This window comes from Natrinema sp. DC36 (genome assembly GCF_020405225.1).
GTDB lineage: Archaea > Halobacteriota > Halobacteria > Halobacteriales > Natrialbaceae > Natrinema.
The window spans coordinates 261,476-280,510 of sequence record NZ_CP084472.1 but is presented as its reverse complement, the minus strand read 5'-3'; the positions used below and the strand labels follow the sequence as shown (position 1 = coordinate 280,510).

General features: G+C 59.9%; 25 protein-coding genes and 1 tRNA gene. 17 read left to right on the top strand and 9 right to left on the bottom strand.

Going from position 1 to position 19,035, the window contains the following annotated elements; all coding sequences use genetic code 11:
- The first annotated feature begins 120 nt into the window (after positions 1–120).
- Complete coding sequence (locus LDH74_RS01545; RefSeq protein WP_226040881.1) at positions 121–888, top strand: glucose 1-dehydrogenase; 768 nt, start codon at positions 121–123, stop codon at positions 886–888.
- Between the two features lie 131 nt (positions 889–1,019).
- Positions 1,020–2,261 (top strand): acyl-CoA dehydrogenase family protein, encoded by a 1,242-nt coding sequence (locus LDH74_RS01540; protein ID WP_226040880.1) that lies wholly within the window; start codon positions 1,020–1,022, stop codon positions 2,259–2,261.
- 336 nt (positions 2,262–2,597) lie between these two features.
- Here LDH74_RS01540 and LDH74_RS01535 read toward each other — a convergent pair.
- Positions 2,598–2,670, bottom strand: a tRNA-Arg gene (locus LDH74_RS01535).
- 16 nt (positions 2,671–2,686) lie between these two features.
- The gene (locus LDH74_RS01530; RefSeq protein WP_226040879.1) at positions 2,687–3,004 is read right to left on the bottom strand and encodes a twin-arginine translocase TatA/TatE family subunit; all 318 of its coding nucleotides are present in this window, start codon (positions 3,002–3,004) and stop codon (positions 2,687–2,689) included.
- A 217-nt stretch (positions 3,005–3,221) separates the two neighbouring features.
- Here LDH74_RS01530 and LDH74_RS01525 point away from each other — a divergent pair, with 217 nt between their 5' ends.
- Positions 3,222–3,701 carry a redoxin domain-containing protein gene (locus tag LDH74_RS01525; protein ID WP_226040878.1) on the top strand — a complete coding sequence of 160 codons (480 nt, stop codon included), beginning with the start codon at positions 3,222–3,224 and terminating at the stop codon, positions 3,699–3,701.
- An 82-nt stretch (positions 3,702–3,783) separates the two neighbouring features.
- Complete coding sequence (locus LDH74_RS01520) at positions 3,784–4,599, top strand: HD domain-containing protein (protein ID WP_226040877.1); 816 nt, start codon at positions 3,784–3,786, stop codon at positions 4,597–4,599.
- Between the two features lie 253 nt (positions 4,600–4,852).
- On the opposite strand, the gene LDH74_RS01515 is transcribed toward LDH74_RS01520, so the two are convergent.
- Positions 4,853–5,077: a helix-turn-helix domain-containing protein gene (locus LDH74_RS01515; protein ID WP_226040876.1), complete on the bottom strand. Its 225-nt coding sequence runs from the start codon at positions 5,075–5,077 to the stop codon at positions 4,853–4,855.
- Between the two features lie 271 nt (positions 5,078–5,348).
- On the opposite strand from LDH74_RS01515, the gene LDH74_RS01510 reads away from it, so the two are divergent.
- On the top strand, positions 5,349–5,543 hold the full coding sequence (locus LDH74_RS01510) for a DUF1427 family protein (RefSeq protein WP_226040875.1): 195 nt from the start codon (positions 5,349–5,351) through the stop codon (positions 5,541–5,543).
- A 31-nt stretch (positions 5,544–5,574) separates the two neighbouring features.
- Here LDH74_RS01510 and LDH74_RS01505 read toward each other — a convergent pair whose 3' ends face one another.
- The 5 genes from LDH74_RS01505 to sdhC form a co-directional block, all read right to left on the bottom strand.
- Complete coding sequence (locus LDH74_RS01505; protein ID WP_226040874.1) at positions 5,575–5,724, bottom strand: hypothetical protein; 150 nt, start codon at positions 5,722–5,724, stop codon at positions 5,575–5,577.
- An 89-nt stretch (positions 5,725–5,813) separates the two neighbouring features.
- Complete coding sequence (locus tag LDH74_RS01500; RefSeq protein ID WP_226040873.1) at positions 5,814–7,652, bottom strand: FAD-binding protein; 1,839 nt, start codon at positions 7,650–7,652, stop codon at positions 5,814–5,816.
- A gap of 2 nt (positions 7,653–7,654) precedes the next feature.
- Positions 7,655–8,533 (bottom strand): succinate dehydrogenase/fumarate reductase iron-sulfur subunit, encoded by an 879-nt coding sequence (locus tag LDH74_RS01495; RefSeq protein ID WP_226040872.1) that lies wholly within the window; start codon positions 8,531–8,533, stop codon positions 7,655–7,657.
- Position 8,534: 1 nt separating this feature from the next.
- The gene (locus tag LDH74_RS01490; RefSeq protein ID WP_226040871.1) at positions 8,535–8,900 is read right to left on the bottom strand and encodes a succinate dehydrogenase; all 366 of its coding nucleotides are present in this window, start codon (positions 8,898–8,900) and stop codon (positions 8,535–8,537) included.
- Positions 8,900–9,331 (bottom strand): succinate dehydrogenase, cytochrome b556 subunit, encoded by a 432-nt coding sequence (gene sdhC, locus LDH74_RS01485; protein WP_226040870.1) that lies wholly within the window; start codon positions 9,329–9,331, stop codon positions 8,900–8,902. Before sdhC ends, LDH74_RS01490 begins: the two co-directional genes overlap by 1 nt.
- 156 nt (positions 9,332–9,487) lie before the next feature.
- On the opposite strand from sdhC, the gene LDH74_RS01480 reads away from it, so the two are divergent.
- From LDH74_RS01480 to LDH74_RS01455, 6 genes are all read left to right on the top strand, one after another.
- Entirely contained in the window at positions 9,488–9,640 is a 153-nt protein-coding gene (locus LDH74_RS01480; protein ID WP_226040869.1) for a hypothetical protein, read from the top strand.
- Positions 9,633–9,941, top strand: coding sequence for a hypothetical protein (locus tag LDH74_RS01475; RefSeq protein ID WP_226040868.1), 309 nt, complete (start codon positions 9,633–9,635; stop codon positions 9,939–9,941). Before LDH74_RS01480 ends, LDH74_RS01475 begins: the two co-directional genes overlap by 8 nt.
- Positions 9,938–10,534, top strand: a complete 597-nt coding sequence (locus tag LDH74_RS01470; protein ID WP_226040867.1) for a hypothetical protein — start codon at positions 9,938–9,940, stop codon at positions 10,532–10,534. Before LDH74_RS01475 ends, LDH74_RS01470 begins: the two co-directional genes overlap by 4 nt.
- Positions 10,535–10,790: 256 nt before the next feature.
- Entirely contained in the window at positions 10,791–12,887 is a 2,097-nt protein-coding gene (locus tag LDH74_RS01465; RefSeq protein WP_226040866.1) for a minichromosome maintenance protein MCM, read from the top strand.
- Positions 12,888–13,277, top strand: a complete 390-nt coding sequence (locus LDH74_RS01460; RefSeq protein ID WP_226040865.1) for a hypothetical protein — start codon at positions 12,888–12,890, stop codon at positions 13,275–13,277.
- Between the two features lie 365 nt (positions 13,278–13,642).
- Entirely contained in the window at positions 13,643–13,876 is a 234-nt protein-coding gene (locus LDH74_RS01455; RefSeq protein ID WP_226040864.1) for a MarR family winged helix-turn-helix transcriptional regulator, read from the top strand.
- 67 nt (positions 13,877–13,943) lie between these two features.
- Here LDH74_RS01455 and LDH74_RS01450 read toward each other — a convergent pair whose 3' ends face one another.
- Positions 13,944–14,915 (bottom strand): ATP-binding protein, encoded by a 972-nt coding sequence (locus LDH74_RS01450; protein ID WP_226040863.1) that lies wholly within the window; start codon positions 14,913–14,915, stop codon positions 13,944–13,946.
- A 165-nt stretch (positions 14,916–15,080) separates the two neighbouring features.
- Between LDH74_RS01450 and LDH74_RS01445 the strand changes: the two genes are divergently transcribed.
- From LDH74_RS01445 to LDH74_RS01420, 6 genes are all read left to right on the top strand, one after another.
- Entirely contained in the window at positions 15,081–16,163 is a 1,083-nt protein-coding gene (locus LDH74_RS01445) for a PAS domain-containing sensor histidine kinase (RefSeq protein ID WP_226040862.1), read from the top strand.
- A gap of 168 nt (positions 16,164–16,331) precedes the next feature.
- Positions 16,332–17,033 carry a hypothetical protein gene (locus tag LDH74_RS01440; RefSeq protein WP_226040861.1) on the top strand — a complete coding sequence of 234 codons (702 nt, stop codon included), beginning with the start codon at positions 16,332–16,334 and terminating at the stop codon, positions 17,031–17,033.
- The gene (locus tag LDH74_RS01435; RefSeq protein WP_226040860.1) at positions 17,030–17,212 is read left to right on the top strand and encodes a hypothetical protein; all 183 of its coding nucleotides are present in this window, start codon (positions 17,030–17,032) and stop codon (positions 17,210–17,212) included. The genes LDH74_RS01440 and LDH74_RS01435 overlap by 4 nt, the downstream gene beginning before the upstream one ends.
- A 202-nt stretch (positions 17,213–17,414) precedes the next feature.
- Positions 17,415–18,014, top strand: a complete 600-nt coding sequence (locus LDH74_RS01430; RefSeq protein WP_226040859.1) for a hypothetical protein — start codon at positions 17,415–17,417, stop codon at positions 18,012–18,014.
- A gap of 83 nt (positions 18,015–18,097) precedes the next feature.
- On the top strand, positions 18,098–18,343 hold the full coding sequence (locus tag LDH74_RS01425) for a hypothetical protein (RefSeq protein ID WP_226040858.1): 246 nt from the start codon (positions 18,098–18,100) through the stop codon (positions 18,341–18,343).
- A gap of 2 nt (positions 18,344–18,345) precedes the next feature.
- Positions 18,346–18,570 carry a helix-hairpin-helix domain-containing protein gene (locus tag LDH74_RS01420; RefSeq protein WP_226042591.1) on the top strand — a complete coding sequence of 75 codons (225 nt, stop codon included), beginning with the start codon at positions 18,346–18,348 and terminating at the stop codon, positions 18,568–18,570.
- Positions 18,571–19,035 lie beyond the last annotated feature (465 nt).

The window sequence follows — 19,035 nt, the reverse complement described above, 5'->3', positions numbered from 1 at the left end:
AAACGCCGTATCGGCCACTTCCACTTCGACCGGATCGGCTCGTAGAAGTAATTGAACGGTCGATACGCCCTCTCACCTGCGTGAAAAACTTCACGTGAGTGACGACGGTATGGAGGATCGATGAACGATCTCTTTGATCTCGACGGACGAGTTGCGGTGGTAACGGGCGGCGGACGCGGTATCGGCCGCGCGATCGCCGTCGAACTGGCGAACGCGGGAGCGGCGGTCGTCCCGAGCGCGCGCTCGACGGACGAGATCGAGGCCGTCGCCGCGGAAATCGAAGCCGCGGGCGGCGATGCACTCGCCGTGCCCGCAGACGTGACGGACGCCGACGCCGTGACCGACGTCATCGACCGAACCCTCGAGGCGTTCGGCGGCGTCGATGTCGTGGTCAACAACGCGGGTTTCAACCCCGATGACGCGCTCGGGCGGCCGGAGGACGTCGATACTGCGGCCCTCGATCGCGTCCTGGACGTCAACCTGAACGGTGCGTACGAAGTGACGCGAACGGCAGCGGACCACCTCCTCGAAAGCGACGGCGGTTCCGTGATCAACGTCGCGAGCGTCGGCGGACTGGTCGGACTGCCGCGCCAGCATCCCTACGTGGCCTCGAAACACGGGCTCGTCGGGCTCACGAAGAGCATGTCGCTGGATTGGGCTCCCGACGTCAGGGTTAATGCTGTCGCGCCCGGCTACGTCTCGACGGAACTCACCGAAGAACTCGAGGAAAACGATCGGCTACGCCAGTCGATCATCGACCGCACGCCGCTGGATCGGTTCGCCGAACCCGAAGAGATCGCCGGTCCCGTCGTCTTCCTCGCGAGCGAGGCAGCGAGTTACGTAACCGGGTCAGTGCTCGCGGCCGACGGCGGCTGGACGGCGCGATAGGGGTCCGCTCTGCTGCGCGTTCGAACCGATCACGTTCGGCCGATCTCGTTTTCCACCAAAAATCACGGGGACAGTTGCGACCCTCTGGTAGTTCTCCGAACGCTTAGCTTTCAACCGGGGCTACCTCCAGTATGCGATACAATGACAGTGACCGAGCGCGCGAGGTCGCCGAACGTGCACACGCCTTGATGGAAGATGTCGTTCTGCCGATCGAACGCGATCGGGCCGGTGGGATGGCCGTCTCGAGCGGCACCATCGCGGAACTGCGCGAGGCCGCTCGCGAGTACGATGTCTACGCCCCACAGATTCCGGAAGAGTACGGCGGCATGGGACTGAGCTTCCGCGATTCGCTGCCCGCGTTCGAGGAAGCGGGCCGCAGCCTCCTCGGCCAGGTCGCGATGCGCGTCGACGCGCCCGACGAGGGGAACATGCACCTCCTCGAACTGGCCGGCGACGACTTACAGAAGGAAACCTACCTCGAACCGCTGGTCGCGGGCGACATCAAGTCCGGCTTCTCGATGACCGAGCCGATGCAGGGTGCCGGTTCGGATCCGAAGATGATCCGGACGACGGCTGAAAGGGATGGCGACGAGTGGGTCATCGACGGCCACAAGTGGTGGACGACGCAGGGCGTCGAGGCTGACGTCCTGATTGTCCTCGCGCGGACCGACCCGGATGCTCACCCGTACGAGGGCTGTTCGCTCTTTCTCGTGCCGGCCGACGCCGACGGCGTCGACGTGATCCGCGACGTTCCCCACATGGGCGGTGGCGGTCACGGGGTTTCCCACGCCGAAATCCGCTACGAGAACGTTCGCGTGCCCGACGAACACCTGCTCGGCGAGCTGAATCAGGGGTTCGTCCACGCTCAGGAACGCCTCGGCCCGGCCCGATTGACCCACTGTATGCGTTTTTCCGGTATGGCCCAGCGCGCCCTCGACATCGCGAAGGCCTACACGAGCGAACGCGAAGGCTTCGATTCCACGCTCTCGGACAAGCAGTCGCTTCGCCACCGAATCGCCGACGCCGAGGCCGAACTCCACATGGCTCGAACCGGAATCCGAGACGCTGCCGACCGGATCGCCGCCGGCGACGAGGCTCGCGTCCCCGTCTCGATGTGCAAAGTATTCACCGCGAACGCCACCCAGGACGCCGTCGACCTGGCCGTCCAGTGTTGTGGTGCGAACGGGATCGGGAAGGACCTCCCGCTGTCGGACTTCTACGAATCGGTCCGGCAGTTCCGCATCGTCGACGGCGCGGACGAGGTCCACCGTCGCGTCATCGCTCGAGCCGCCTTCGAAGACGTTCCCGAGGAGGAACTCGAGCCACTGACTCGCTTTGGCGATCCGAATCGAGAGCGACGGACGGAGCACTGACAACTCGCTTGCGACCGGCGGTTCTCCGTTTGCAGTTTCGGTCGCCCACTCCGCGTGCCTGTCGTTCACATGGAACGATTGTCTAGGACGATAGTACGTAACCGACGGGCTGGAATGGGGCGAGACTGTATCGGCGTCAACTTCTCGAGAGGCCGCTGTAGTCGTTCGCGACTGTCACCTGCGTTCGCTACTTCGGCCTCATTGGGCCTCGAGACTGATTGGAAGACGGGCGTGGCGGGATTCGAACCACGCGAACGGCTCGCTTCGCTCGACCGCTGCGACTTGCAGGGTTCGAACTCCGGGCCCGTCCGCTCCTCACGTCCGTTCGTCGCAGGACGGGCGTGGCGGGATTCGAACCCGCGATCAGAAGGTTAGGAACCTCCTGCCCTCTCCGCTAGGCCACACGCCCCGGCGTGAAAAGAACGTTAGTTGGTTTCCGTTTCGGTTTCGGCGTCGGTGGCCGTCTCCTCTTCAGAGGTAACGGGCTCCGTGTCGACGAACTCGTCGTCGGTACGGTCGGCCTCGTCGACGTTGCCGCTACCGCTGCCGTCACGCATTTCTTCGAGTTCCGTTTCAACCTTCTCGCGCCCCTTCTGGAACTCACCCATCGCCTCACCGGTCGATCGTGCCAGCTTCGGGATCTTGTTCGCCCCGAAGAGCAAGACCGCGATGATGAGAATGATTGCGAGCTCCGGAGGCCCCATGCCGCCGGGGATGAACAGCGGTGCAATTTCGGCTACCATCTCTATACGTGGCTTACCCGCTGGCAATTATAACCTTTTTGGACCACTTAGGTAAACAAGACACCGCGACAGTCCGTGTGAGGACGAGATTCGTCGGGAATGATAGTGCTTCGCACTGATCGGGGGAAATGCGCCGGTTCATTTCACTTCGCTAGCGCGATCTCCATCCGTTCCGCGAACGAAACTGTCTTTCCCGCTTGTACGGTATTGTCGACCGATGGTAACGACCGGCGATGCTGCACCCGACTTCACCGCACCGCTCGCAAACGGCGACATCGAGGAGTTCACGCTCTCCGAGCGCCTCGAGGACGAGGCACCGATCGTTCTCGCCTTCTTCCCCGGCGCGTTCACCGGCGTCTGTACGACCGAGATGTGTACGTTCCAGGACCGTCTGGCCGCGTTCAACGATCTCGACGCCACCGTCTACGGCGTCAGCCGGGATTCGCCGTTCACGCTCAACGAGTTCCGCGAGCAGAACGGCCTCGAGTTCGGTCTCATCAGCGACTATAACAAGGAGATTATCGACGACTACGGACTTCCGATGGACTTCGCCGATCTGGGCGTCTACGGCGTCGCCAAGCGGTCGGTGTTCGTCGTCGACGCCGACGGCGAAATCGCCTACTCGTGGGTCAGCGACGACCCCGGCGTCGAACCCGACTACGACGAGGTCGAAGCCGCCGTCGAGAACCTGTCCTGACGCTGCACCGAGAACCTGCGTCGAGAACCGTTCGATCCGCGACTGTCGCAGGGCTTTTTTAGCCTGCAACCGACGTTCAGATATGAGCAACTCCCCCGTCGACGAGGATTCCCGCCGCGTCTACTTTCCCGACAGCGATCACAACTTTCCCGACGAGAAACTGAACTCGGTTCTCGAGTTCATCGACGACGACGAGGAGATCACCGCCTACCTCGAGGCCCAGAACGTCAACGCGGTCGACCGGATGCAGTACAACGACCACGGCTCGAAACACATCGAGATCGTCCGCAACCGGGCGCTGTGCCTCTACGACCTGCTCAAGGCAGGTGACGTCGACTTCAACGGTGCGCGACAGCAGGGGCTGGCCGAGGAGGACGAATCGGTCATCATCGCGCTCGCGGCGACGATACACGACGTCGGCCACGTCGTCCACCGCGACAGCCACGCCTACTACTCGATCCCGCTGGCCGCGGACATCCTCGACCGAGTCCTCCCCGAGTTCTACGACGTCGGCGACACCGTTCGGATGAAAGGCGAGATCCTCCACGCGATCCTCTGTCACCACACCGCGGAAACGCCGCTGACCACCGAAGCGGGCGTCATTCGCGTCGCCGACGCCCTCGACATGGAGAGCGGCCGCTCCCGGATTCCCTACGAGTACGGTGGCCGCGGCATCAACACCCTCTCGAGCCAGGCGATCAAGCGCGTCTCGCTCCAGTCCGGCGACACCACGCCCGTCATGGTCGAAATCGAGATGACCAACGCTGCCGGCGTCTACCAGGTCGACAACCTGCTCAAGGCCAAACTCGAGGACTCCGGTCTCGAGGATCAGATCCGGATCGTCGCGCTCAACACGAACGAGAATCACGAGCAGTTGGTCGAGCGGATCGAGCTCTAAAACCCACCTTTTGCCCTGCAGTCTGCCGCGCTGGTGACTCCGTCACACAGCGCGGCGTCCCTCGGCAAAAGCTGGACCAAAAGCACTCCTCCCTCCGTTCGCTCGCGCTGCTCGCTCATATCAGTCGTCGGCCCGCTCGCGCCTTCGGCGCTCGCGGTGAGTAACGGGAAACGGCCTGCCCTCCCCCGGGTCACGAGTTCCTCGCAACGCTCGGAACTCGCTCCCGGCCACTCAACTTGCCCGGTTCCTTGTTTCAGGCGAGTTCGAATCGTCCGTCCGCTCGCTCGAGATGCCCGCGATCGCGAAGCGTTCCGGTAATCGAGAGAACCGTTCCCTTCGTGACCGCGAGGTCGTCACAGAGGTCTTCGGCGGTCGCGCCGCCGCTCGCGTCGAGATACAGGTAGACGAGTTTCGCTCGAGCCGAATCGAGATCGGTCGGTACCGAGACGTCGAGGTCAGTCGTTGCTGGCTGCGTCATACTTCCACGTCTCTCTTTCGACGATAATAAACTCTGCCTACAACGATTGTCGAAAACACGACGACGAGACGCCAGCTATCATTGTCGATGCCGTGTACGTCATTCATCGAACCCGCGGCGATACTAGGTGTCGACCGCTCGGTCAGCCGTTCTCGGGTATAGGCGATTGTCGTGACTGGGAAGCAGTGACAACCGTTAGCAGGACGGTTACGGGCGTATCGCGGGCTGCTGTCCGACAGTATAACTTGCGGTCGGCGATATGGGGAACTCAATGTCGACGCAACTCACCGTCCTCGCGCTGCTGACCGGAGTGTTGACCGGGGCAGTGTTTCGGTTTTTCAATATCCCGGTCCCCGCCCCACCGGAGCTCCCCGGTATCATGGGCATCGTCGGGATCTATCTCGGATACAAAGCTATCGAATACGCCGATATCGGCATCGACCTCCTCGAGAAGCTGGGGTTGTAGCGAACGATCGAGCGACGAGCGTCGGCCGCGCTCAGGTGCTGAAGAAAAACCGCATGAGAACCCACAGCACCATCAGGAGCGCCGCGGGCGCGAACACGACCGCCACGAAAAGCAGCGGTCCGGCCAGGACGGTGCCGCTGACGAGAGACGCGACGATGCCGAGCAGCGGAACGATACCCATAGATTCGCCATTAGCCAGGACGGGTATAAACAATTCTACTCGAGACGACGGCCGGATCGCACGCCGAGAAAATAAAAGCGACGCCGCGGTCAGTAACTGCGCTCTTTGGGCTCGTAGGTCTTGTTCTCGCCCTCGAGGATGACCGGTCGGTAGAAGATCGAGGGTTCGCCATCGTCCCACGAGATGAGCGTGTGCTTGAGCCAGTTCTCGTCGTCGCGGATCTGATTCTCCTGTCGCCAGTGAGCGCCGCGGAACTCGTTGCGCACGAGCGCGCCGAGCGCGATCGTCTCGGCGACGTCGATCAGGTTGCGCGTCTCGATGGTCTGCTGGAGGTCGGTGTTGAACGTCCGCGACGGGTCGTCCACGTAGACGTCCTGGTACTCCTGTCGACACTCGCGGATGACCTTCAGCGCCTTCTTGACGCCCTCTTCGGTGCGGAAGACGTTGACGTAGTCGGTCATCGCTTTCTGGAGTTTCGCGCGGATCTCGGCGTGCTGGACGCCGTCGTCTTTCTCCATCAGGTGGTCGACGCGCTCGCGGGCCGATTCGACGGTCCGCTCGAGGATACCCTCGGCGTCGGCAGTGACGCCCCCATCTGCGGCGACGCTTCCGCTCGTCTCGAGTCCCGCTTCGCCGGGAGCGACCGGGAGTTCGGTGTCGGTTTCATCCTCGACGTCGTCGCCGTAGCCGGTCCGGATCTCGGGCTCGCCGAGGTCGTCACCAGCGGCGTGGCGACCGGCGCGCTTGCCGAAGACGATCAGTTCCGGCAGGGCGTTCCCGCCCAGTCGGTTGCCGCCGTGGACGGAGACGCAGGCGCACTCGCCGGCGGCATAAAGGCCGTTGACGCAGCTCTCTCCGTTCTCGTCGACCTCGATGCCGCCCATCGCGTAGTGCTGGCCGGGCTTGACCGGCATCGGCTCGACGAGCCCGTCGACTCCCTCGAAGTCCTCCGCGAGGTGCAGAATGTTCTCCAGGCGGTCCATGATACGTTCCTCGCCGAGGTGGCGCATATCGAGGTGGACGTACTCGTCGTCGACGCCGCGGCCCTCGTTGACCTCGGTCAGTTCGGCGCGGGCGACGACGTCCCGCGAGGCGAGCTCGCCGGAGTTGTTCGCGTAGCCGTGCTCGAACATGAACCGCTCGCCTTCGCTGTTGTAGAGGATGCCGCCTTCGCCGCGGACACCCTCGCTGATGAGCACGCCGGTCGAGGGCAGCGAGGTCGGGTGGAACTGGATGAACTCCATGTCCTCGAGCGGTGCGCCGGCGCGATAGGCCATCGCGTGGCCGTCGCCGGTACAGGAGACCGCGTTGGTGGTGTGATCGAACGCCTGCCCGGGACCGCCGGTCGCGAGGACGACCCCGCCGCTGGCCTTGAAGCCCTCGATCTTGCCCGACTGGACGTCGTAGGCGACGACGCCGTGACACTCGCGGTCGTTCGGATCCGGTTCGTCCGTCGTCGCGAGGTCCATCACGTACCACTCGTCGTAGACCTGGATGCCCCGTTTGACGACCTGCTCGTACATCGTGTGCAGCAGGTGATGCCCCGTCTCGGCACCGGCGTAGGTGGTTCGTGGATACGAGAGTCCACCGAACGGTCGCTGGGAGACCCGGCCGTCGTCTTCGCGGGAGAACGGCATCCCCCAGTGCTCGAGGTTGATGGTCTCCTCGGGGGCATCCTGCGCGAGGGTCTCGACCGCCGGCGCGTCGCCGAGGTAGTCCGACCCCTTCATCGTGTCGTAGGCGTGGAGTTCCCAGTCGTCGCCCTCCTGAAGCGCGGCGTTGATTCCGCCCTCCGCCGCGCCGGTGTGGCTGCGGACGGGGTGGAGTTTCGAGACCATCGCCACGTCGGCTCCCGCTTCGTGCGCTGCGATCGCGGCTCGGAGGCCGGCGCCGCCTGCGCCGACCACGATGACGTCGTGTTCGTACATAGTTACCAGAACTTCAGGTTTTTCTTCACTGCCTCCCGCTTGAGCTCCTGAATGTGCTCGGTGAGCGGGATATCCTTCGGACACACCTCGGTACAGGAGAACTGGGTCTGGCACCGCCAGACGCCGTGCTCCTGTTCGAGAATGCGGAGTCGATGCTCTTTGATTTGCTCGCCCTCGCGGTCGTCCATCGCGAACTTGTAGGCCTTGTTGATCGCCGCGGGGCCCAGGTACTCGTTGTCGCCGGCCGCGATGTTACACGAGGACATGCACGCGCCACACCAGATACACCGCGAGGACATTTTGATCTTCTCGCGGTTTTCCGGACTCTGGCGCTGCTCTTCGAGGTCGTCGGTCGCGGGCGTGTCGTCGTCCTGAAAGTACGGCTCGACCGTGTGCATCTGGTCGTAGAAGTGGTCCATGTCGACGACCAGATCCTTGACGACCTCCTGGTGGGGAAGGGGCTCGATGCGAACCGGCTGCTCGAGGTCCGAGATCTGGGTCTTGCAGCCCAGTCGCTGCCTTCCGTTGACGAAGAAGGCGTCGGAGCCACAGACGGCCTGCCGACAGGAGTGTCGGAACGTTAGCGACGAATCGTACTCGTCGCGGGCGTACATGACCGCGTCGAGGACGGTCATCCCCTTCTCGAAGGGGACGTGGAAGTCGTCGAATCGGGGTTCCTGTTTCCCCTCGACTTCGGGGTCGTAGCGGAACACCTTGATGAGGACAGTCTCCCCCTCGAGTTCGGCCTCCTTTTCGGCGTGGTCGTCGACCATCCCGTCGTCTTTGTCGTCGAGTCGCCGCTCCTGGGGCGACTCCGCGCCTTTCATTTCCGGGTCTTCCGGTGCTTCCTGGCTCTCGGGTTCGGCCTGTTGCGTGCTCATATTAGATCATCCCTCTCATTGCGAGTGCGACGTAGATTCCCTGCGCGACGAGCGCGACGCCGGCGATGACCAGCACCGCCAGCACGACCTTCTTCTGGGCCCCCTCGAGGCCCTGATTGACCAGCGCGTTGTAGACGCCGTTGACGCCGTGGAACGCGGCGGTGATCAGGAACAGCACCATCGTGAGGAAGTAGCCGATGTTTTGCATTCGGGCCTCGGTGCCCAAGAAGGTTACCTCGTACGCGTGGTTGACGAAGTGTAGGAGGAAGAAGTGGAAAGCGAGAACGACGACGAGAAACGCCGCCGTGATCCGCTGGAGGAACCAGCCGGTGCCGCCGGGCGTAAAGGAGGAATACCGTTCCGCCATTAGATCGACACCCCCGTGAGGAACGTGGGGACGCTGGCGACGGTGATCGCACCCGTCAGTACCAGCGAGGCGTAGAAACTCTTGTCCTGGGAGTCGAGTCCGACGCCGAGATCGACCATCAGCAGGCGGAGGCCGTTCAGAATGTGGAAGACGGCCACCGCGAGCAGGCCGATCTCGAGCAGACGGACGAGAAACAGGCCCTCGAGCCCCTGCAGCGTCGCGGTGTACACGTTAACCGCTTCTCCGTCGACCATCGTCGTTTCGCCCTGTGCGCCACCGATAGAGGTACTCAGCACGGCGATGTGGGTGAACAGGTAGCCGATTAGCACCCATCCGGTGAACTTGTGGAAGATCCACGCCCACATGCCGGCCGAGAACTCCTTCCAGCGACCGAAGTCCTCGATGAGACCGCGATTGTAAGACTGACTCATACGCTCATGTGGTGCGTTAGACCGCGGGGGTATAGAAGTTACTTCTTGGATCCCGAGTCTGCCACAGAAACCGGCAAACCGGTGTATAGGAAGTAGTCACTCCGACATTTTCCGGCCGACGCATCAATCTGGCGGTCAGATAGGGGGTGTCTGCGCGTGAGCGCCCAGACTGACGATGGATCCGGCCCGACCTGCGGGGCGCTCGGTTGCACCGATCCGGCCGACGTCGCCATCGATCACCCGAAGCACGGGGAGCGGATCGTCTGCGGTGGCTGTACGGGTGGCTACCCGGTGATCCGCCATGTCTGAGGATCTCGAGGAGAGGGTGGAAGACCTCGAGGGTCGTGTCGCGGAACTCGAAGCGTTACTCGAAGACTCGACCGATTCGACGGTCAACTATGACGATCGCGACGAGGCTGTAATCGATCACCTCGAGCCAGGGGAGCCGGTCAAGATCACCCGACTCCACAAGCTGTACCGTCGTCACACCGATATCCGCGCCGACGACACACTCAAGCAACGCGTTCGCGGTCTCGTCTCGGGTCCGGACTTCCGGATCGCGCGTGCCGGCGAGATCCTCTACGATCCCGACGGAGGTGAGCAGCGGTGACCGACGACTACGCCGACGCTCGCCATGCTGACGAGTCGCTCGACGGGGATGCGGCCAACGACGTCGCGTTCCGGAAGCTCATCTACGGGCTCGCCGGCGACGAGATCGACCCGACCGAGTGCGGTCCCGTCGAGGCTGCCCAACGTGCCGTCGATCGCGTCGAGGGCCTCGAGGAGGAGAACGAGCAGCTCCGTCAGCGTGTGGTAGATCTCCGCGATCAGGTTAACAAGATGAATCGAGCAGCGGAATTCTACCAGGACGTCGCTCGAAAGAGTGCGGCGAAGCGAGACCACCAGGCAGCTATCGTCCTCAAGCACGCGGCGAACGTCACGGCCAGCTCAGTGGGGAGAGAAGAGTACGATGGGAGTCGGATCCAGGACGTCCTCGAGGCGGCCGAGGAGAAGATCCACCGGACGAATACCTACGCCGTGATGGAGAAGGCCGAGCAGTTGGTCGACGATCGTGATCTCTGCCGATTCCAGAAGGAGCCTCGATCGAGTTCGAAGAACACGCGGTTGATCGTGAAGTCGCCGACCGAGCTCCCGGAGACGGTCGCCGGCGTCCGGATCCACGAGGGGGTGTTGTCCGGGTGAACACCTGTTGCGGAGGTGTTGCGGTTACACAACACCTCATCAGGGGGGTGCCCCCGCCAGGACCGTTCTGAGTACAAGGACGGTTGAACTGGGAGAAAATCCCCTGAAGTAATTCAAGAAAGCAAATGTCGATTAGTCATAGGTACGCTCGGACATCGCTCGCATCGCTCGCATTCGAACAGCACAACACCTCTCGTTCGGTGTTGTGTAGTCTACACACCTCCGCAACAACGGTCCGATCCCGGAGGTGGTCGTTGTGACGGCTCAAGACGGCGGTTCAGAGCTCGTGGATGACTTCCAGGAGTTCTTCCGGAACTACTACGACGAGGAGATCCGGACGCTCGCCCAGTACTACCCGAACGAGCAACGGTCCCTCGAGGTTGGCTGGGGGGATCTCTACCAGTATGCTCCCGACCTCGCGGACGACTACCTCGCCCAGCCGGACCAGCTCCAGCGCTACGCCGAAGAGGCGCTGCGGCTGTACGACCTTCCGATCGACGTCTCACTCGGTCAGGCACACGTCCGCGTGAAGAACCTGAACGAGACCGACTCGTTCTACCCAGGGTGGTTCTCACCGACGGAGCGCCACAACAAGTCGCCGTACCTCACGGTCGAAGGCCAGGTCGAGAAGGCGACCGACGTCGATCCGAAACTCGAGGAAGCGGCCTTCGAGTGCCAGCTCTGCAGCACCCTCAATCGTATCCCACAATCCGGATCGGCCGAGGACTTCCAGGAGCCTCACGAGTGCAAGGGCTGCGAACGGCAGGGGCCGTTCAATATCAACTACGACCAGTCGGAGTTCGTCGACGCGCAGATGCTCCGACTCGCCGAGCCGCCGGAAGTAGCCGCCGGTGGTGAAGGGACGAAGATCGACGTCGCCCTCGAGGACGACCTCACCGATCAGGCCGAACCCGGCGATCGCATCGACGTCACCGGTCGACTGCAGCTGAAACAGGATGGATCGAACAACAAGAAGACCAACCGGTTCAAGCCCTACCTCGAGGGTCACCACATCGAGATCTGCGATACGGACTTCGAAGATCTCGAGATCACCGAGGAAGACAAACGGCAGATCGAGGCGATCGCGAACGGCGAGTACGGGCCGCTGTTCGAGGTCGTCCTCGACAGTATCGCCCCTGACCTCACTGGCGAGAAGTACGACCTCATCAAGGAGGGGCTCTTCCTGATGCTCATCGGCGGGGCGACCGTCGAGCTCGACAACGGCCGTGAGGTCCGCGGGGTCTTCCACATGCTGCTGATCGGTGACGCCTCGACGGGGAAGTCGACGCTCCTCCGGGAGGCGAAGCTGATCGCTCCGCGGTCGGTCTTCGCGAACGGCAAGGGAGCAACCGAGGCCGGGATGACGGCGACGGCGAAACAGGACGACTGGGCCGACGGCGAGTGGACGCTCGACGCCGGCGCACTCGTCCAGGCGAACAACGGTCTCGCCTCGATCGACGAGATCGACAAGGTTCGCGACGACGTCCAGGACTCGATGCACGGTGCGATGGCGGACATGAAAGTCGACGTCAACAAGGCCGGGATCAACACGACGCTCCCTGCCGAGACGTCGGTGTTCGCCGGCGGCAATCCGAAACACGACCGCTGGGACAACTACGTCGCTGACAGCGAGCAGATCGACCTGGGCGAGACGCTCCTCTCGCGGTTCGCGCTCATCTTCAAACTGCAGGACATCCCGGACGAAAAGACGGACCGAGAGAAGGCCGACCACGTTCTCGAGACGAAAGAGACAGCGAAAGCGAAACGGGCCGGAGAGAACACCGTCGCCGATGACGACGATCGCGTGATCGACCACGACCTCCTCCGGAAGTACATCGCCTACGTTCGACAACTCCCCGATCCACGCTTCCGGACCGAGGAGGATCGGAATAAGCTCCGGGATGCGTACGTCCGGATGCGTGGCGTCAACGGCTACGATGATGACGCCCCGGTCCCGATCACGCTGCGGAAGCTCCAGGACATGCATCGTATCGCTGAGGCGAGTGCTCGAGCTCGTCTCTCGCAGTGGATCGAAGAGGAAGACATCCAACGTGCGAAGCGGCTGGTCGGCGAGTCCCTCCAGGACTACGGCATGAACGAAGACGGCGAGTTCGACGCCGACATCGTCGAATCGAACACCTCGCAGCCCCAGCGAGAGCGGATCAAGACCGTCCAGGCAGTCATTCGGGAGATGCAGGCCGGCAAAGCTGGCGGCGTCCCCTACGAGGACATCTTCGAGAAGCTCAAAGAGGAAGGGATATCGCAGGAGAAGGCACAACACGAGATCAAGAAACTGAAGAAGAAAGGCGACGCCTACGAGCCGAAAACGAACAAGGAGGTGCGGGTGACGTAGATGCCCCGATCATCCACCACCCAGACCGAAGCAGAACGCCGCAAGCGCTCGAAGGAGGTCTACGAGCGGGCCATCAGCGCCGTCGATCACAACTCGGGGAACAAGCAGCCACCGCTCGCGAGCAAACCATCAGTGGTCGGCACACTCAACCAAGCCGGCTTCGGCATCGAGGAGATCCATCGAGCGTTCACCGCCGCTCGCCGAAACGATGATCTGTTCCAGACCAAGGACGACGAGGGCCGCACATGGATCGGGATCAACGACCGGTGGAAACTCCGCGAGAAGATCGAATCGAACCTCTCGAGAGTCGACGATCCGCGAGAGGAAGTTATCGGACTGGCGAACGACCGTGTCCAGAAGCTCCGACTACGAGGTGAGGTCGATGAGTGACGAAAGCGCACACTACTCAGGCGAAACTTACCGGCAATCAGTGCCCCCGTCTACAGAGGGGTTATTAAGCAGCCTGAAACATGGGTTTTCACAACTGCATTTTGTGCAACCTGCAACTGGAGAGAGCCCTCGTTCAGGGCTAATCCAGACGATAACAGAGTTCTTGCAGCGATCACAGATAGCGATCCCACGTCGCGCGCCTTTAGTTTCATACATACTTATCCAAAGAGTTCCTGATCAGTCAGTCTGGTCTTCACTAAGATATATTGAACGGCCAGAATGCACCCACCAATCACTACAGCAGAATACTGATCGCGCCGTCTCACAATCTGAAAACTCTACGCGAAGCGAAGGGGGTGAGTCCGATGCCTGAACAAGTACCCCAGAAACTCAAGGACTTGCCGCCGACAGCAAAGCTGGTATACAAGATCCTCGAGTACGAGGGGAAGCTCACTCAACAGGAGCTCTGCGAGGAGACATTCCTCGCTCAACGGACGGTCTATAACGCTCTCCGAGATCTCGAGGAAATTGGCGCAATTGACAGCTACCCAAATCCAGAAGATCTTCGTCAAACCATGTACTTTATCTGCAGTAAGTAATAGTTGAAGACCCTGCTCAAAATATCCCATAAAATCAGTTAGATGAGGTTGAACTGCGGAGTATATTTTAACTGAATTCGAACCGAGCACCTCCTTCTGGGCTTTCAGAAAGCGATACATCGAGGTCGTGATCAGCGGCTATGCGACTAACGATTGTAAGCCCAATTCCATTCCCGCTGTAGCCCGATGTGAAGCCGTGCTCGAACACATGCTCTCGATTTTCTTGTGGGATTCCCTCTCCGGTATCCTCAACGTAGAACCCGTCTTCTATGGGCCCGACACGAACAGTTATGTTCTCCCCACCGTGGCCGATTGCGTTTCGGAATAAATTCTCGAAGAGTGCTTGCAATTGGCTCCTGTTACCGTTGATTGTACAGTCCTGCGTTTCGAGAGACGCTGTGCGTGTATCTAACATTCTCCAAGCGTCTTGTGCGACTGTAGATAGTGAGACCGGTTTGAAGCTTTTTGAGGGGTGACTGGTCTGAGCAAGTGCTGTAAGATCTACGATGAGGTCTTCTATTCGTTCCAGTGCGCCCTTGACTCCATCTAAGTAAGCGTCATCGCCCGTCTCACGATACTCCTCAAGTTCTCCTAATGCAACCCCCAACGGGTTCCGAAGATCATGAGATACCATACTCGCAAATTGGTCGAGGCGTTCGTTCTGTTGCTTAAGTTCTTTCGTGATCTTGCGAACGTCAGTTACCTCCTGGGTGACTAAGACGCCGTATGGCTCACCATCAATATCCACTGGCCGTGTCTCAATGTGATGAATTTGATCCATATATTTAATGTCGAACGATTGTGGGGAACCATTTATAGTGGCTTGGAGTTTCGGTTTAAGTTCGGTAACAGTTTCTTCGGGAAACAGTTCAGAAAGCTGTTTCCCGACCATGTCTTGTGCTTTTCTTTCTGTGAATGGAAGAGTCTTCGGACCAACGACACGATAGCAGAGATCAGCATCAAACAGCACTAAGACACCATTTGGAAAGTGTTCAACAAGGGCCTGACGACCACCTGACGGTGGAGGGAAACTTTTCATGAAATATCTCCAGTGATCTCAATACGTTTTGTCATTTGTTAAATCTATTGGCCTAAATTAGGTGTTCTAACATCACCTTTAGCAATATTTCTTGACCATTGTTAGTAGAAATACTCTTTTTCTGTTTATTGGGGTTTTTTATAGTTATTCTTACTTGAAATACTCATGGCTGGTTCTCAGAAAGTGTCATTGCCGGCGGCATTCGATGATTTAGATATCGGTATTACCTTACGTGATCCAAAGACAGGCGCACTTTTAGACCTAAACGAACGGGTACAGCAGTTATACGGCTATTCTCGAGAGAATCTACTCAAAATGGAAATTGGAGATTACACTCCAGTTTCGAAAAAATTTTCACAAGAAAAGGCAGTCCGCCGAATTCAGGCGGCTGCTGCAGGTGATTCTCAGGTATTTGAATGGCGGATTGAACGAGCGAATGGGGAGCAGATATGGGTTCGTGTTCGTCTCAACCAGACCACAATTGATGGAACCACGTGTGTCCTCGCTGAAATTCGAGATATAACCGAGTATAAGGCACGAGAACGCCGATTGCGACTTCTTAATCGAATTGTCCGACATAACCTCCGAAACGAAACAAATGTTCTCATAGGATATGCCGATCGCCTCAAAAAAGCTATTGAGGAAGAGTCGCTACAAGAGGAGGTAGAGACAATTTTGGAGATTTCAATGGAAATCGGGACATTAAGTAACTCAGTTCAGCAGATCGAGGATATTGCTGAACCTGACGCAACACAGCGCTCGCCCACGAATATCAATGGTCTTGTGAAAAATATTGTAACAGAGACTCAAGTTGACCACTCAGAAGTGGATCTGACTGTGAACGTTCAGGACGACATCTGCGTAAACGCCGATAAAGGCCTACGCTACGCTATCGAACACGCCGTCGACAATGCAATCGTCCATAACGATCAGGATATCCCATCCGTCAAGGTACTAACTGCCATAGACTCGGATACTGGGTTGGGAGAAATTAGTATTATTGACAATGGTCCAACCATCTCAGATGTCGAAATCAACGTTCTTAACGAGGATGTCATGGCAAGCACCACATACCATGGGTCCGGCGTCGGTTTGTGGGTAATGAAATGGTGTGTCCACTCACTCGGAGGCGAACTCATTTTCGAGAAAAATTCTCCTCGCGGAAACGTTGTTCGTTTCCTCCTTCCTCAAGTTGACCCCTCCAAGGATGAAGATAATTCTGATTCACATTTTTCATGTGCTGAGTAGGTGTATCTATCCTATTGTAGACCGGAAAACTGTCTCTTAAGTAAGACTATCTCATCTATAAAGTAGAAGAGCCTGCTACTTTCTTACGGTTTAAGATCCATAGTCACCATACCAAATAGTAACCCGTTTCTCCTGGGGTCGTTGGTAGCGGCCCGGGATCCCATAGCCATGTCTGTCCACACATCCACCCCACCCCAGAGCGTCGAGTGCGGACAGTGCGGCGATCAGTTTATCCTCCCCGCCACTGCGGGCTCGTTCTGTTCGCCGGAATGCCACACCGAACACCGCCGCGAGAAGCGTGCAGGCGACTTCTTCGAGACGCTCGAGCACGATCACCGCTTCTGCTCGACGTGCGGCCGGCAGCTCAAGGAGATCGAAAAGCCCCCGGAACGCAATTCCGCAGGGAAGTCGATCACCGATGCGGCGATCGGCTGGGAACACGTCACCGATCATGGCGAGTTCGGCGTGAAATCGAGTGTCGTCCAGGACGACGATGACGATGAGCCGGATCTCCCCGATCTCGACTTCGAGGACGGCCACGATCCGGTCTACGTCTTCGAGTACGACGGCGATACCTACAACGTCGGCACCTACCGCGACTTCCGGAACCCGCTCGAGTCGTCGATTCGAGCTGACGAACCGGTTCCGACGGGCACGATCTGCCGGTGCGGGCAGACTGATCACAAGCACGAGTCGGAGACACTCCGCAAACGGCTCCCATTCACGACTGCCCATTACCTGACACTCGCTGTCGATACCCTCCGAGCTGAGGAGAAGACCGACGTCCGCGTCGATCGGGAGCGACTGTTCGAGGCCGTCCTCGAGGGCGAGTCGACCCGCGAAGCCTTCGCATCGGCGGTGGTCCTATGACGGTCCAGCCGATCGACGAGGGGCTGCCGGTGGAGGTCCGCTTCGCCGGTCGCGCCGTCCAGGGCGTCGTCGACGAAGTCCGATGGACGCCCACCTGGGGCGAGCCGCGTTCGGAGATCGTCGTCGACGCCGACGGCACGACGATCTCGACCGGCCGAGCGAACGTCCGACCTCGATAACGTCCCCGATGTGGCCCGGCGTTGCCCCTGCCCCGCCGGGCTGAAGGGGATCAGTATCGCTCTCGCTCCCGCTGTCACTCGCTTCGGGGCGGCTGGCACACCGCGACTGTTAGAGATCCCACGGTCCGTCCCGACCCGCGCCGGGATTCGGCAAAAAGCCTCTCGGACGAGACCCGGCGCACCCGTTTTTCATACACCACCCATGATCGAAACACTCCCAGACCACGCCGTCTACCTCGGCGGCGTCGCTATCGTGTCGCTCCTGGTACTCGGTCGGCTCTACGCCGGCGAGCACCTCTTCAACAATCGGGCTCGTTTCTGGGGCCCGCTTCGGCGACACGCGATCCCGCTCTTGCACCGACTGTTCCAACGACACGACGAGGACCTCTACGCCGAGACCGAGATCGGCACCAACCAGGTGGTCGATATCGTCCATCGGTCACCGGAAGCTGTCCTCGAGGACCTCGCCGACGCCGGCTACGAACCCCAACCGCTGGCGAGCTTCGCCCGTGACTGGCTCGGTCGACCGGAGGTCGCCAGCTGGGCGCGCTACGAGGGACCCGCCCCGTTCCACGGTGCGCCGCACTTCCTTCGTCCACGGCAGGTCCACGTCCGACTGTTCGAGACCGACGATGGCACCATGATCACCGCCCACGAGGAGGCGACGTCGTGGCGTCCCGACCAGTGGCACGATCACTACCGCGGCGAGACGATGGACGTCGAGACAGGTGTCGTCATGGTGGCGTTCGATCTCGACCTGAACCACGTCATCGAGGAGATCGCCGACCCGATCGAGGCCTGATAGATGCCATGTCGACGAAACCAAAGAAGTCCGATCCGCTGGAGCGCGCGAAAATCGAATTCATCTGCCTGGGGAGGACGCTGATGCCTGACGACGAGACACTCGAACGGACGATTGGCACGCTCGCCCTATTCATCGTCTGGGCGGCGATCGTCCTCGGACCGATGTTCACCGGGGCCGATCCGGCGCGTTACGAGATCGTCATCGGAACGACCGCGATCGTGTTCACCGTCCTCGGGAAGATGTGGGACTTCGAAGTCAAGCGAGCTCTCAACGCGGTCACGCTCACTGACGGCGGCAAGTCGAAAGAGGACACCGAGGACGACTGACCATGACCGAGGACCTTACCGACATCGACGGCATCGGCCCAACGATAGCCAAGGCACTCGAGGAGGCTGGCTTCGAGACCGTGGACGATGTCCCCGTAATCGCTCGAGTTTATCGAAAATCACGACGCCGGGATGTTCTTGACTGCACTCACCAGCGCAGTAAGTACTTATTCGGCGTGTACAGTGAGTTCCAGGAACGGGGAAACTACATCCCGATCGACTGCTAGTTCCAGGAGCTCAGTTTCCTCCTCGTAGTGGACGAGACCAACATCACACAGGTATGGAAGGTGTCGGTGGTGAAGGTCAACGAGAATACGCTGATACCAATCGTATGATGGGTTGTTCTCCTTGATCGAGATGTATTCGGCAAGGTCACCGATGTAGATCGCCGCTGGTTTCTGAGCGAGATAAATAAGCGCATACTGCCGCCGTTCTGCTGCAAAGGCGGCAAACAGCTCTGTATTGGAAATGTTCGGTGTACCGGTCTCTGTGTCCTGTGGGGTCTGTGTATGCGGCTTCATGATGTCTGCGTACTGCACCTACACGCTGTTAACCGACCATGTCTCACGTCGCGACTTCAGCAGAGTACACCACGGTGTATAAGGAACACCCACATAACCTTTGTTGTTGAGAAATTGCACTAGAAAAGAAACTGTGCGGTTCTTCTACTGGTTACTCCTCGAGGAACTCCG

Coding starts and splice junctions, on each gene's coding strand:
- LDH74_RS01545 (WP_226040881.1), top strand. CDS start 121: ATGAACGATCTCTTTGATCTCGACGGACGAGTTGCGGTGGTAACGGGC.
- LDH74_RS01540 (WP_226040880.1), top strand. CDS start 1,020: ATGCGATACAATGACAGTGACCGAGCGCGCGAGGTCGCCGAACGTGCA.
- LDH74_RS01530 (WP_226040879.1), bottom strand. CDS start 3,004: ATGGTAGCCGAAATTGCACCGCTGTTCATCCCCGGCGGCATGGGGCCT.
- LDH74_RS01525 (WP_226040878.1), top strand. CDS start 3,222: ATGGTAACGACCGGCGATGCTGCACCCGACTTCACCGCACCGCTCGCA.
- LDH74_RS01520 (WP_226040877.1), top strand. CDS start 3,784: ATGAGCAACTCCCCCGTCGACGAGGATTCCCGCCGCGTCTACTTTCCC.
- LDH74_RS01515 (WP_226040876.1), bottom strand. CDS start 5,077: ATGACGCAGCCAGCAACGACTGACCTCGACGTCTCGGTACCGACCGAT.
- LDH74_RS01510 (WP_226040875.1), top strand. CDS start 5,349: ATGTCGACGCAACTCACCGTCCTCGCGCTGCTGACCGGAGTGTTGACC.
- LDH74_RS01505 (WP_226040874.1), bottom strand. CDS start 5,724: ATGGGTATCGTTCCGCTGCTCGGCATCGTCGCGTCTCTCGTCAGCGGC.
- LDH74_RS01500 (WP_226040873.1), bottom strand. CDS start 7,652: ATGTACGAACACGACGTCATCGTGGTCGGCGCAGGCGGCGCCGGCCTC.
- LDH74_RS01495 (WP_226040872.1), bottom strand. CDS start 8,533: ATGAGCACGCAACAGGCCGAACCCGAGAGCCAGGAAGCACCGGAAGAC.
- LDH74_RS01490 (WP_226040871.1), bottom strand. CDS start 8,900: ATGGCGGAACGGTATTCCTCCTTTACGCCCGGCGGCACCGGCTGGTTC.
- sdhC (WP_226040870.1), bottom strand. CDS start 9,331: ATGAGTCAGTCTTACAATCGCGGTCTCATCGAGGACTTCGGTCGCTGG.
- LDH74_RS01475 (WP_226040868.1), top strand. CDS start 9,633: ATGTCTGAGGATCTCGAGGAGAGGGTGGAAGACCTCGAGGGTCGTGTC.
- LDH74_RS01460 (WP_226040865.1), top strand. CDS start 12,888: ATGCCCCGATCATCCACCACCCAGACCGAAGCAGAACGCCGCAAGCGC.
- LDH74_RS01455 (WP_226040864.1), top strand. CDS start 13,643: ATGCCTGAACAAGTACCCCAGAAACTCAAGGACTTGCCGCCGACAGCA.
- LDH74_RS01450 (WP_226040863.1), bottom strand. CDS start 14,915: ATGAAAAGTTTCCCTCCACCGTCAGGTGGTCGTCAGGCCCTTGTTGAA.
- LDH74_RS01445 (WP_226040862.1), top strand. CDS start 15,081: ATGGCTGGTTCTCAGAAAGTGTCATTGCCGGCGGCATTCGATGATTTA.
- LDH74_RS01440 (WP_226040861.1), top strand. CDS start 16,332: ATGTCTGTCCACACATCCACCCCACCCCAGAGCGTCGAGTGCGGACAG.
- LDH74_RS01435 (WP_226040860.1), top strand. CDS start 17,030: ATGACGGTCCAGCCGATCGACGAGGGGCTGCCGGTGGAGGTCCGCTTC.
- LDH74_RS01430 (WP_226040859.1), top strand. CDS start 17,415: ATGATCGAAACACTCCCAGACCACGCCGTCTACCTCGGCGGCGTCGCT.
- LDH74_RS01425 (WP_226040858.1), top strand. CDS start 18,098: ATGCCTGACGACGAGACACTCGAACGGACGATTGGCACGCTCGCCCTA.
- LDH74_RS01420 (WP_226042591.1), top strand. CDS start 18,346: ATGACCGAGGACCTTACCGACATCGACGGCATCGGCCCAACGATAGCC.